This window comes from Streptomyces sp. NPDC002958 (assembly GCF_055563255.1).
In genome coordinates this window covers 68329-81250 of sequence record NZ_JBVHDS010000013.1, presented here as the reverse complement: position 1 = coordinate 81250, position 12922 = coordinate 68329, and the positions used below count along the sequence as shown (strand labels likewise).

The 12922-nt window shown below is 68.2% G+C and carries 10 protein-coding genes and 1 pseudogene; 8 read left to right on the top strand and 3 right to left on the bottom strand.

Going from position 1 to position 12922, the window contains the following annotated elements; all coding sequences use genetic code 11:
* The first annotated feature begins 96 nt into the window (after positions 1-96).
* Positions 97-3000, top strand: a complete 2904-nt coding sequence (locus ACZ3IC_RS22445) for a vitamin B12-dependent ribonucleotide reductase (protein WP_467418481.1) — start codon at positions 97-99, stop codon at positions 2998-3000.
* A gap of 177 nt (positions 3001-3177) precedes the next feature.
* On the opposite strand, the gene ACZ3IC_RS22440 is transcribed toward ACZ3IC_RS22445, so the two are convergent.
* Both ACZ3IC_RS22440 and ACZ3IC_RS22435 read right to left on the bottom strand, forming a co-directional pair.
* Entirely contained in the window at positions 3178-3708 is a 531-nt protein-coding gene (locus ACZ3IC_RS22440) for a TerD family protein (RefSeq protein WP_467418479.1), read from the bottom strand.
* 127 nt (positions 3709-3835) lie between these two features.
* Positions 3836-4792: pseudogene (locus tag ACZ3IC_RS22435) on the bottom strand (DUF1152 domain-containing protein).
* A gap of 89 nt (positions 4793-4881) precedes the next feature.
* On the opposite strand from ACZ3IC_RS22435, the gene ACZ3IC_RS22430 reads away from it, so the two are divergent.
* The 7 genes from ACZ3IC_RS22430 (at position 4882) to ACZ3IC_RS22400 (ending at position 12038) form a co-directional block, all read left to right on the top strand.
* On the top strand, positions 4882-5487 hold the full coding sequence (locus ACZ3IC_RS22430) for a YdbC family protein (protein ID WP_327258682.1): 606 nt from the start codon (positions 4882-4884) through the stop codon (positions 5485-5487).
* 800 nt (positions 5488-6287) lie between these two features.
* Entirely contained in the window at positions 6288-6632 is a 345-nt protein-coding gene (locus tag ACZ3IC_RS22425) for a hypothetical protein (RefSeq protein ID WP_467418476.1), read from the top strand.
* Positions 6633-6657: 25 nt separating this feature from the next.
* A complete protein-coding gene (locus ACZ3IC_RS22420; RefSeq protein WP_467418474.1) occupies positions 6658-7317 on the top strand; it encodes a histidine phosphatase family protein in 660 nt (219 codons plus the stop codon).
* 12 nt (positions 7318-7329) lie between these two features.
* Complete coding sequence (locus ACZ3IC_RS22415) at positions 7330-8232, top strand: ADP-ribosylglycohydrolase family protein (protein WP_467418473.1); 903 nt, start codon at positions 7330-7332, stop codon at positions 8230-8232.
* Positions 8233-8490: 258 nt separating this feature from the next.
* The gene (locus ACZ3IC_RS22410) at positions 8491-10230 is read left to right on the top strand and encodes a DUF4153 domain-containing protein (RefSeq protein WP_467418471.1); all 1740 of its coding nucleotides are present in this window, start codon (positions 8491-8493) and stop codon (positions 10228-10230) included.
* A gap of 419 nt (positions 10231-10649) precedes the next feature.
* Complete coding sequence (locus tag ACZ3IC_RS22405) at positions 10650-11360, top strand: ribonuclease HII (RefSeq protein WP_467418469.1); 711 nt, start codon at positions 10650-10652, stop codon at positions 11358-11360.
* A gap of 60 nt (positions 11361-11420) precedes the next feature.
* Positions 11421-12038, top strand: coding sequence for a hypothetical protein (locus ACZ3IC_RS22400; protein ID WP_467418467.1), 618 nt, complete (start codon positions 11421-11423; stop codon positions 12036-12038).
* A gap of 67 nt (positions 12039-12105) precedes the next feature.
* On the opposite strand, the gene ACZ3IC_RS22395 is transcribed toward ACZ3IC_RS22400, so the two are convergent.
* Positions 12106-12744 carry a hypothetical protein gene (locus ACZ3IC_RS22395; RefSeq protein WP_467418466.1) on the bottom strand — a complete coding sequence of 213 codons (639 nt, stop codon included), beginning with the start codon at positions 12742-12744 and terminating at the stop codon, positions 12106-12108.
* Positions 12745-12922: the final 178 nt, after the last annotated feature.

The window sequence follows — 12922 nt, the reverse complement described above, 5'->3', positions numbered from 1 at the left end:
GGGCGCTGTGCGTGGCACCCGAAGCATCAGAGACAGACTGTGCCCTGGGAAGATCTGGGCACTTCAGGGCGTTTTTGCCCACATATGGGAGGCGGCATGACAGAGACGGCGAGCGGCCCGGCACGAGGTTCCCGAGCCAAGGGATCCAAGCCGAGCAAGGGTCTGCGTATCGAGCGCGTCCACACCACCCCCGGCGTGCATCCGTACGACGAGGTGGCATGGGAGCGCCGTGACGTCGTCATGACCAACTGGCGCGACGGTTCGATCAACTTCGAGCAGCGTGGCGTCGAGTTCCCCGGCTTCTGGTCGGTGAACGCGGTCAACATCGTCACCAGCAAGTACTTCCGCGGGGCCGTCGGCACCCCGCAGCGCGAGACCGGTCTGCGACAGCTCATCGACCGGATCGTGAAGACGTACCGCAAGGCCGGCGAGGACCACGGCTACTTCGCCTCTCCCGCGGACGCCGAGATCTTCGAGCACGAGCTGGCGTACGCCCTCCTGCACCAGATCTTCAGCTTCAACTCGCCGGTCTGGTTCAACGTCGGTACGTCCCAGCCGCAGCAGGTCTCCGCCTGCTTCATCCTGGCCGTCGACGACTCCATGGAGTCGATCCTCGACTGGTACAAGGAAGAGGGCATGATCTTCAAGGGCGGCTCCGGCGCCGGCCTGAACCTCTCCCGTATCCGCTCCTCCAAGGAGCTGCTGTCCTCCGGCGGCAACGCCTCCGGCCCGGTCTCCTTCATGCGCGGTGCCGACGCCTCCGCCGGAACGATCAAGTCCGGTGGCGCCACCCGACGCGCGGCCAAGATGGTCATTCTCGACGTCGACCACCCCGACATCGAGAACTTCATCGAGACCAAGGTGAAGGAGGAGGAGAAGATCCGCGCCCTGCGCGACGCGGGCTTCGACATGGACCTGGGCGGCGACGACATCACGTCCGTCCAGTACCAGAACGCCAACAACTCGGTCCGCGTGAACGACGAGTTCATGAAGGCCGTCGAGTCCGGCGGCAAGTTCGGGCTGCGTGCCCGGATGACCGGTGACGTCATCGAAGAGGTCGAGGCCAAGTCCCTCTTCCGTAAGATGGCCGAGGCGGCCTGGGCCTGTGCCGACCCGGGCATCCAGTACGACGACACGATCAACCAGTGGCACACCTGCCCGGAGTCCGGCCGGATCAACGGCTCGAACCCCTGCAGCGAGTACATGCACCTGGACAACACCTCGTGCAACCTGGCCTCGCTGAACCTGATGAAGTTCCTCAAGGACGACGGCAAGGGCAACCAGTCCTTCGAGTCCGAGCGCTTCGCCAAGGTCGTCGAGCTGGTCATCACCGCGATGGACATCTCCATCTGCTTCGCCGACTTCCCGACCCAGAAGATCGGCGAGAACACCCGCGCCTTCCGTCAGCTGGGCATCGGTTACGCCAACCTCGGCGCCCTGCTGATGGCGACCGGCCACGCCTACGACAGCGACGGCGGCCGTGCCCTCGCCGGTGCCATCACCTCGCTGATGACCGGCACCTCGTACAAGCGCTCCGCCGAGCTCGCCGCGGTCGTCGGCCCGTACGACGGCTACGCCCGCAATGCGGAGCCGCACCAGCGCGTCATGAAGCAGCACGCCGACGCCAACGCCGCGGCCGTCCACATGGACGACCTGGACAACCCGATCTGGGCCGCCGCGACGGAGGCTTGGCAGGACGTGATCCGCCTCGGCGCGAAGAACGGTTTCCGCAACGCGCAGGCCTCGGTCATCGCGCCCACCGGCACCATCGGTCTCGCGATGTCCTGCGACACCACCGGCCTCGAGCCCGACCTCGCCCTGGTCAAGTTCAAGAAGCTGGTCGGCGGCGGCTCGATGCAGATCGTCAACGGCACTGTTCCGCAGGCCCTGCGCCGCCTGGGCTACCAGGAGGAGCAGATCGAGGCGATCGTCGCCCACATCGCCGAGCACGGCAATGTGATCGACGCCCCTGGTCTGAAGGCCGAGCACTACGAGGTCTTCGACTGCGCGATGGGCGAGCGTTCCATCTCCGCGATGGGCCACGTGCGCATGATGGCCGCCATCCAGCCGTGGATCTCCGGCGCGCTCTCCAAGACGGTGAACCTGCCGGAGACGGCCACCGTCGAGGATGTCGAAGAGGTCTACTTCGAGGCGTGGAAGATGGGCGTCAAGGCGCTCGCGATCTACCGCGACAACTGCAAGGTCGGCCAGCCCCTCTCCGCGAAGACCAAGGAGAAGGACAAGTCCGAAAGCAGCGCGGTCACGGCCAAGGCCGAGGAGACCATCCGTGCCGCGGTCGAGAAGGTCGTCGAGTACCGCCCGGTCCGTAAGCGCCTCCCCAAGGGCCGTCCCGGCATCACCACCTCCTTCACGGTGGGCGGCGCCGAGGGCTACATGACCGCCAATTCCTACCCCGACGACGGTCTCGGCGAGGTCTTCCTGAAGATGTCCAAGCAGGGCTCCACCCTCGCGGGCATGATGGACGCCTTCTCCATCGCCGTCTCGGTCGGTCTGCAGTACGGCGTCCCGCTGGAGACGTACGTCTCGAAGTTCACCAACATGCGCTTCGAGCCGGCCGGTATGACGGACGACCCGGATGTGCGGATGGCGCAGTCGATCGTCGACTACATCTTCCGCCGCCTCGCGCTGGACTTCCTGCCCTTCGAGACCCGCTCGGCACTCGGTATCCACTCGGCCGAGGAGCGTCAGCGCCACCTCGACACCGGTTCGTACGAGCCCTCCCTGGAGGACGACGAACTGGACGTCGAAGGCCTGGCCCAGTCCGCCCCGGTGCGGACGGAGCCCCTGAGGGCGGTGGCCACCGTGCAGGAGGCCGAGAAGCCGGCCCCGAAGACGGCGCACACCTCGGCGGAGCTCGTCGAGATGCAGCTGGGCATCAGCGCGGACGCGCCGCTCTGCTTCTCCTGCGGTACGAAGATGCAGCGCGCCGGATCCTGCTACATCTGCGAGGGCTGCGGCTCGACCAGCGGTTGCAGCTGACATCGGGCGCAGTCGCGTGGGACACGATGTCCGACGTAGCCGGCACGCCTAGCTGATCAGCAGCGCGTACGAAGGGGACCGACGGTCGGTCCCCTTCGTCGTGCCACAGCCCTGGGCGGGACGGGACTGTGTGCTGCGTGGACGCGTTGTGCGGACCATGTCCTGCACGCGTCACGTTCAGGGCGTACGGTTCCCCATCGTTTCGGCGAATGAATCGGGGTCCCCGTCGAAGCCCCTGACCGTACCGTGGAATTCCCAGGCGCCGGTTGCGCCGCGGATGAATTCGGCGACGGTTGCCGCGGTGGCGGCGCCGACCGCGGAGAAGTCGTCCTCTGCCAGATTCGTGTAGCCCTCCCGAACCTGGACACCGGTGCTCTCTATCTCGGCGAATGTCCTGCGTCCGTCGCGCTGCTGAATGGCGACTCCTACGACGACCCGGGTGTACGCGGCCGACAACCGGCCCAGTTCCAGCGTCATCACTTCGTCGAAACCAAACCCCTGGCCGGTCCTGCTGTCGCGGTTGAGGGTGATGGTGCCGTCCGGTGAGCGGCTGTCGAAGTGCACCAGATACGCGGGACTGCCGTACGGTGCGTCCGCGAGGTAGGTCGCCGCGATGATGTCGAGGTCATGGGCCGGCGCACCCGAAGGGCTGGGATCCCATTTGAGCCTGACTTCGACCTTCTCGATGTCCTTGTTGGGTGTGCTCATCGGACTTCCCTCCCTGGTGTGCCGCTGGCCGTCGGGCCGTTCGTACCACCCGATCATGTCCGTAACCGCCCGTGGATCCAACCGGCTTGGCCGTCTGCGACGGAATCGGGCCACTCGGTTCGGCGGTTCAGTGCGGAATACGGCGCGGCGGTCGCTGCCGGACCTCTTCCTGGAAGAGCTCGATGGCGCTGCTGACCTGACGGATGAGCTGGGTGCGCTCGATGCGGTCGAGGTAGAGGCAGTTGCGGGCCACTCCGTCCAGCTCGAAGGCGAAACAGAGCGTCATCAGAGGGTTGATGAACAGTTCGCTGCCCTGCGTCCGCGAGGTGAACTGTACGTCCCCGAAGGCTCCTTGGACGGCCGCGACAATCGACCCGTTGACGATGCTGGGGTGGTCGCGGGTGTGGTGTTGAGCGTGTGCGACCGCGTCGACGAAGAGGGCGCCTTCGCGTGTCGTACCGGGATACGGAGAATGCGCCGAGGCAGGAACCGTCGCGTTCGAGTGCGGCGATGTTCTCCAGGACCAGGCCATGACTCACTCCGTGATACGCGTCGATACCGAAGCCGAGGGAGACAACCAGGCGTTCCGGCACGTCGATTGCGGCAAGCGCCGCGACGCTGGTCAGGTCTTCCTCCGGTGTGCCGAGGCCGGATTCGTCGCCGCGCATGAGGATGTCCGTACCGCCGTCGACCAGGACGACCGCATCGATGTCGTACTTCTCGATCAACGCCCGGTAGGCGGCCCGCAGCGGTTGCACGCCCACTCGGGAGAAGGCGTGCACACTGCTCGGACAGCCGTGCAGGGCGAGCCACTGGGCGAGGGTGCGTTCGGGGAAGTAGGCCTGGTGGAGCGCCGTTTCGGGGGTGATGACGGCGACGTCCGGAGCGAGCCAGGCGTCGAGAGGGAGTCCTTCGATGGCACTGAACGACAGGTCGCGAGCTGGACGTGCTTGCCCTGGTGGAAGAGGGAGAGGGCGTTGGGGAGTCCCGCATAGATGTCGAAGCCGCCGCCGGTACCTGCGACGAGGATGCGTTGTGCGGATTCGAGCCGGGAGAACAGGGGGTTGGTGTGCAGCGAGGACATGGGGATCATTCTGCGGTTCACGGCGCTCGGTTCGGGTGTACTCCATCAGAGCATGACCCGCGCCACGTTCGGCACCGTACGATGGCGCGGTGCTGGTCAAGTGGATTCGTTGCACCGTGGTGGATCGTCGAGGTTTTGAACGGGGACAGCGAAAGTGGGCGGGGCTGCTGGGTGAGCCGGGGTTCAGGGGACAGGGCGGCGGGTGGAGTCGAGGGCGTCCGGAAGTGGCGCACGTCTTCGCTTTCTGGGAGAACCGCGTCTTCTACGACTCGTTCATGGCGCGCGCGCACGACGGGCTGGCTGCCGCACAGTCCGGTACGTACAGCAGCATCCAGGTCAAGCTGTTCGAGTACCGCTTCGATGTGAAGACCGGTTTTGAGCCGCGCTTCACCGATGCGGATGTCGTCAGGGTGGCGCACAGCAAGGTGCATGAGGACCGGGTCGAGCATTTCGCATTGATGCAGGAGAGGGTGTGGAACCCGGCTATGGCCGGTTCGCCCGGCATGCTGCGCGGGGTGTTCGGGGAGGCGCCGGGTCACGAGTTCCTCGTGTTGTCCATGTGGCAGTCGAGCGCCGAGCGTGGCAAGTATCGGGCGGGGAGCATCGAGCGGCTGACGCAACGGGCGCAGACCGAGGACGATGTGGCGGCTGTAGCGGGAGACGTTGTGCAACTGGAGCCGTCCTGGACGGTGTGATCGGCCGGGGCGGATCGGTGCGGGCGGGCGGTGCGATCGGCCGGGACGAGCCGGTACGGGCGGGCGGTGCGCCGAGGCCGCTTCGGTCAGTGATCAGGCGGGTTCGGCCGGGACGGGCGGGGTGGTGAACACGCCTGCTCGGGCGGCTGCGAGCACCGCGTTCGCAGCCGAGGTCGGCAGACGTCCCGTCGATGGGCTCGCGGGTGATGAACAGCCTGAGGAACAAGGGTGAGGTCACTGCCCCGACCAGCGCTCCCGCGCCCGTGTGCCGGTTCCAGCTGAGCAGAGCGCCGCGTGGAGGCGCTGGGAGCAGTCCTACGCGCAGTGGTGCCCAGAGGCGGCGCAACTGGAGGAGTACACGGCGACCACCGCTCACGGTGTCGCGGTCGGCCGGGGGCATCAGAGACAAGAACACGATGGCGTAAGACCGGGCAGCAGGCCGGGTCCAGGCCTCGGTGTCCGGACGGATCCGCAACGCGCGCAAGCGCTTGGAGCGACTGAGGGAGGAGCCCGGCCCCGGGCCATCGGCCCGCTGCGCTTCACCGCTCGGTCCAAGGGCCGGCGCGACCGAAGGGGAACTGGTGTCCCTGATGGGCATACGGGCCGGTGACCGACTCGCGGTGGACTGGCTCTGCGTGGCCGCAGGCGACAGACTGCTGATTCACGGCGGCAACGGGCGGGAAAATCCACCCTGCTCCGCGCCGCGGCGGGCGCACTCGAACCGGACGCGGGCCGAGCGATCCAGCGGGGCTGCATCGACTGCCTCGCGCAGGAAATACCGGTGCACCGCCCGGCGGAGTGTGCTCGCTGCCTGCGGTCGAGGGCTGCCGCCCACCGACGACGAGCAGGCGGAACTGCTGCTTCCGTACGGGCTGTTCCGGTCCCGGGATCTCCACGTGCCGGTCGGATCGCTGTCCGCGGGTCAGCGCAGATGGTTCGCTTTCGCCCGTCTGCCGGCCCGGCCTGCTGTCCTGCTGCTGCTCGACAAGCCCGCGCATCACCCGGCGCTCGGACTCGTACAGGCGCTGGAAGAAGCGCTGGCCCGCCGGCAGGGCTCGCTGGTGGTGGCCTCCCACGACCGGCTGCTGGGACGCCGCTTCAACGGCGACATCCGTCGGATGGATTCCGGACAACTGCTCGAATGAGCCGCAGTCGATCTAGGGTCGGTACATGGCACGACCGCAACGCATTGTCCTCGTCCGGCACGGGGAGTCCGAGGGCAACGTCGATGACACGGTGTACGAGCGTGAGCCGGATCATGCGCTCAGGCTCACCGCGACAGGGCTGCGGCAGGCCAGGGAGACGGGCGTACGACTGCGCGAGCTGTTCGACGGCGAGCGGGTCAGCGTGTATGTCTCGCCCTATCGCCGCACGCACGAGACGTTCAGGTCCTTCGGGCTGGACCTCGAGCGGGTGAGGGTGAGGGAGGAGCCGCGGCTGCGGGAGCAGGACTGGGGGAACTGGCAGGACCGGGATGATGTGAGGCTGCAGAAGGCCTACCGGGATGCGTACGGGCACTTCTTCTACCGCTTCGCGCAGGGAGAGTCCGGGGCCGATGTCTACGACAGGGTCGGGGCCTTTCTGGAGAGCCTGCACCGGAGTTTCGAAGCCCCCGACCACCCGCCGAATGTTCTGCTGGTCACGCACGGACTGACCATGCGTTTGTTCTGCATGCGCTGGTTCCACTGGTCGGTGGCCGAGTTCGAGTCGCTGTCCAATCCGGACAACGGAGAGACCAGGACGCTGATACTCGGACAGGACGGGCGCTACACCCTTGACCGGCCGTTCGAGCGCTGGCGCACCCCCGAGCCGTACGGCATCACGGGATAGAGTGGAAGGGCGATGACAACCGCTGACTCTGTTTCCGACCAACGTTTCGAACGCGCCCTGGCCAGCCTGCGTGGGCTGTCCGTGGGAGATGCACTGGGCTCCCAGTTCTTTGTGCCCGCCAACTATCCGCTGCTGAAGCAGCGCGAACTTCCACCCGGGCTCTGGCAGTGGACGGACGACACCGAGATGGCCGCTTCCGTGCTGGCCGTGCTGGTGGGGTACGAGCGAATCGACCAGGACGCACTCGCTCGTTCCTTCTCCGAGCACCATGACTTCGACCGGGGGTACGGCCCTGCCGTGAACCGGCTGCTCAGGCTGGTACGGGAAGGCGGCGACTGGCGGGAGCTGTCGTCCGCGCTGTTCAACGGCCAGGGTTCCTGGGGCAATGGCTCGGCGATGCGCATTGCACCGCTCGGTGCCTGGTACGCCGACGACCCGGAGCAGGCCACACACCAGGCCGAGATCTCCTCGTACCCCACGCATCAGCATCGCGAGGCGGTTGTGGGCGCGATGGCCGTCGCCGCGGCTGCCTCGCTGGCGGCAGCGACCGCGGGGCCGCCCACCCCGGCAGAGCTCCTCGACGGTGTGATCGCGCTCGTACCCCGTAGCGCGGTCGGTGCCGGACTGCGGCGGGCTCGTGACATGCTCGACTACGACGATGCCGGGACGGTCGCCGCGGTCCTCGGCAACGGCCGACGCACCAGTGCACATGACACCGTCCCGTTCGCCCTCTGGTCGGCGGCGCGAAGCCTTGGCGATTTCGAGCAGGCTTTCTGGGTGACGGCCCAAGCGGGCGGTGACGTCGACACGACCTGTGCGATCGTCGGCGGGATCGTTGCAGCAGGCAAGTCGAGCGCACCGCCCGCCGAATGGTCGGCACGGACGGAGGAGCTGCCGGACTGGCTTCCGCGGTAGTTGCCGGACCGGTGCTGGCGGTGGGGCGAAGGCGACGGCGGAGTCGCCGACGATGCGGCGCTCCAGCCGGGCCATTCGACTGTCACGGTACTGCCACAGCCCTTCCTCGCGCGGTCGTAAACGGTAGGGGGAAGCTACTCTTTCGGCCACGCCCGCCCTTGGTGGTCATCCTGATGGGCGTGCACCGAAATGAGACGCCGGGGTGCCCCCGCGCCGCCCGGCGGCGGGGTGCGCAGACCCCGGTGGGGGAGGGGTCCCATGTCCGATCACATGTCAGAAACGCCCCGGCCGGAAGATGTCTCCGAGCGATCGGAGTCGTCGGGTCAGGCCGAGACGGCCGAGTCGGCCGCGTTGTCGAAGGCTCCGCTGCCGGAGCCTCCCGGCGCCGCCCCCGAGCCGCCGAAGGTGCCGAGATACGCGCAACAGGTCAGACAACAGCACCCGCCCAACCCCTGGCAGCAAGGCACACCCCAGGCCTCGGCGCTCTCGCGACTGCGCCCGGCCAAGCCGGCCGCCATCCGGAGCTCGACGCTCTACTCCGTCCTCGCCACCGCGATGCTGGGCGCCCTGCTGCTGGGGGACGGACTTGCCCTGAATCTGCTGATCGTCGCGGTCCCCGCAGCGCTCGCGTCCTTCTTCGCCGCGCAGGCGGCCGGTCGCCGCCTGCGCCCATGGACAGCTGTCTGGGCGGTCGGTGGATTGGCGCTCCTCACTGTCCCGGCCCTTCGGGACGCCGGATGGCCCACCTTCCTCGCTGTCGTGTCGGCCGTCGCACTGGGCTCACTCGCCCTGCACGGCAGTCGCAGCTGGCTCGGGGTATTTCTCGGCTCATTGGGCCTGTTCAGCTCCATCGCCGACGGTCTGGCCTGGGGCGGGCGCGGCGTGCGCGAGCGGATGGCGGGCTCCCGAGGCCGACTGGGCGTCGTATTCCGCACCAGCGCGGTGGCGGTCGTCCTGCTCATCGTGTTCGGGGCGCTGTTCGCAAGCGCCGACGCCGCTTTCGCCGATGTGCTCGGTAACCTGGTCCCCGATATATCGGTGGGCGACAGCCCCTGGCGGGTGTTCCTCTTCGTGATCGGCCTGGTCGGTGCGCTCGCCGCCGCGTACTCCGCGGCCGCCCCGGTGCGCTGGGACGGCATCACCGTCCGCCCGGGAAAGGCCCGCGGGCGGCTGGAATGGGCCCTGCCGCTCATCGCGCTGAATCTGCTGTTCGCCGCCTTCATAGCCATTCAGCTCACCGTGCTGCTCGGCGGTTACGACAAGGTGATGGCCGAGACCGACCTCAGCTACTCCCAGTACGCCCGGCAGGGTTTCTGGCAGCTTCTCTGGGCCACACTCCTCACGCTGCTGGTGATCGCACTCGCCCTGCGCTGGGCCCCTCGAGGACGCGGGAGCGATCGCACTCTCGTACGGAGCGTGCTCGGCGCGCTGTGCCTGCTCACCCTCATCGTCGTGGCATCCGCACTGAGGCGGATGGACCTGTACGTCGATGCGTACGGCCTGACGCGGCTGCGCATCTCCGTGGCTGCGGTGGAACTCTGGCTGGGCGTGGTGCTCGTCCTGATCATGGCAGCCGGCGTGTTCGGTGCCCGCCTGCTGCCGCGCGCCGTCGCCGCGAGCGGGGCCGTTGCTGTACTGGCGTTCGGACTGATCTCGCCCGACGGGCTGATCGCGGAGCAGAACGTTCAGCGGTACCGCAACGACCGCTCGATCGACATCGACTACCTGCGGGGCCTCTCGGCCGACGCCGTACCGGCCCTGGACACGCTGCCCGAGCCGCTGCGCTCCTGCGCCCTCGAGGACATCGAACGGTCGCTGCGAGCCTCCGACGCTCCCTGGTACGCCACCAGCTGGGGCGAGGCACGGGCCCGGGACATTCTGAGAAAGCGGAACTCGAACGATCTGGTGGAGTCCTGCGACGGCGCGGGAACGAGAGGCGGAGACAGCGACCGCGGCGGTGACGAAGACGATCCGTACGACCCTTACGACCCGTACTGATACGACCCCTACGGACGGCACTCAGTGAGCTGAGCCGTACCGGTGCAGGTCGCCCCGCGCCGCTGCGGGGTGGCCTGCACCCCGGTGCGTTCCGTGCTTCACGAATGTGATGCAGATACCGCTGAGAGCCTTCAGCCGGTGACTCGCACTCGCGCTTTCCTTCCGCCGGTGCAAGCCATCGTGATCACCACTTCGTGCGCACAGCTCTTCGTAGGCGCAGTCCTCCAGGGAAGTTTCCAGCCGGGACACCGTGCTGGGCCATGTGTTGCCCGAAGCCATGAGCGAGCCGGTCACCGACGCCACCCCTGGCCGCGACGGTGTACCGCAGCAAACTGCACGCGGGCGTCCGCGACCGGCGTGGCCGTCGGGCGCCCCCGGGGTGTTGTCGGCGTTTCCATCGGCGTACGCTGACAGGCGCCATGCCGTACGAACCACCTACGCACACCGTCGAGCGCTCACTGCGCGCTACCACTGGTGCCAAGATCGTCGCCGGTGTCGACGAGGTCGGACGCGGAGCGTGGGCGGGACCTGTCACTGTGTGTGCGGCCGTCACCGGCCTTCGCAGACCTCCCGCCGGGCTCACCGACTCCAAGCTGATCAGCCCCAAGCGCCGCGCGGAGCTGGCCCCGTTGCTGGAGCACTGGGTCACTGCGTTCGGCCTGGGTGATGCCTCTCCGCAGGAGATCGACGACTTGGGGATGACGGCGGCACTGCGCCTCGCCGCTGTGCGCGCCCTCGATGCCCTGCCGGTGCGGCCCGACGCGGTGATCCTTGATGGAAAGCACGACTACCTGGGACAGCCCTGGCAGGTTCGCACAGTGATCAAGGGCGACCAGTCCTGTATCGCGGTCGCGGCCGCTTCGGTGATCGCGAAGGTCCGACGGGACACGATGATGGCCGAACTGGGCGCGGACTCCGGCGAGTACGCCGCCTTTGCCTTCGACGCCAACGCCGGCTACCCGTCGCCCGTACACAAGGCCGCGCTGGAGGAGTGGGGACCCACACCACATCACCGCCTCTCGTGGGCCTACCTCGACGTGCTGCCCAGGTGGCAGCACCTCAAGAAGGTCCGCTTCTCTGCCGAGGCGGCTGCACTGGAAAGCGGGGGCCAACTCGGCTTCGACTTCTGATCGCGTACATGTACCCACCCGCTGATGCCTTGCGTGTCGGCGTTTGATAGACAACCACCCATGCCTCTCATCCCCGAGGAGCCTCAGATTCACGAGAGCGCCCAGGGTCCCCGCGTCACTCCGGCCGCAGGCCGCACCGCGTCGACCCCCCGTCCCGTACCCGGTCCGCGTTCAGCGGCCACGCCGCGCCCCGGTCGCCCGGGACCCGGCTCCGTGCGGCCCGCGCCTCCGGCGCAGCGCCCGCACTCCACCTCCGGCCAGCCGCAGGCGGCCCGGCCGGAGAATCGTTCCGCACCGCAGATCCAGCTGATCCCCGCCTCGGCCGCCAGTGCACTGGACGCCGCCGACGAAGCGGTGGATCTGCTGCTCGACTCCGGACGCGCACCGGGCGACATCCTGGTGCTCACCACCGGTGAGCAGCACCCCTGGGCCGCGCACGAACTCTCCTTCGGCGAGGCCGCCTACTGGGCGCAGCAGGAAGCCGGCGACGATGTCTTCTTCGCCGGTGCGGCGACCATGGACCGGGTGAATCCCCGTCCCGCGGTGATCGTCGCCATCAACGGCGACGGTGACGCCGTTACCGGCGCACTGACCAGTGCCCGTGAACGCGCCGGTGCCCTGCTGATCGTGTGCGGGGACCCGCAGCGGATCAACGCAGTGCTCGGTGCGAACGTCTGAGCCGCAGGGTCCAGAGGACCGTGGTGACCCGGCTGCCCGGCAGGGCGGCCGGGCCCGCGACCACGGGTCAGTGGGCCGCGGTGCGCCGCAACACCTGAGCTGCACCGCCGCCGCTGCGCAGCGGGAACGGATCATGGTCGCGCGATGTGTCGGCGAGAGCGGACGGCTGTGACGTGGAGTTGGGGCGACGCCCGCCCCGGCCCTCGCCCAGCACCTGCCAGCCGTCGCGGGTCAGCGTGATGTACGCGCCGCATCGCAGGCCGTGCAATGTGCAGGCATCCCGCAGGCCCCACATCCATGCTCCGTCCTCCTCCGTCCAACGCTCGTCGCCCTCGCGGCAGTAGAGCAGTACTGCGGTACGGACAGGTGCGCGGCGGCGAAGGTCGTGCGGGATGACCCGGCGCAAATGCGCCAACAGTGCATTGCGGAACTCCCAGCCGTCCGCGGCTGTGGAACGGCGGGCGAACGAGGCGCTGGCCGTGAGGCGTTCCTCATGGTCGAGTACGGCCACGACAGCGGTGGCCGGGGTCGGCCGGTGCCGGGCGTGCAGGCCGCTGACAACCTCGCGGGGACTGCGCAGCAATGGTATGCCCGCTTCGGCCCACTCGGCCGGTTCGAGCATCCTGGCAAGGCGGTTGGCGGAGTCGGTGGATGCCGAAGACGCCGACATCGAAGTGGCTGCGGACGGAGCGAATCCGAAGGTCACGGTCCTCCCTTCGCATACGCGCGCACGGTGCGGGCAGGGTCGAGTGGGGCGCACCGCGGCACAGCCCTTCCGGGCCGCGAAGGGACCGTGCGGGGAGCGAGTCCAATTGTTCCTGGCGTATCGGCGGGCGGCAACGAGCAATTGGCGCAGCTGACGGGAATCAGCCGGAATGACTCTG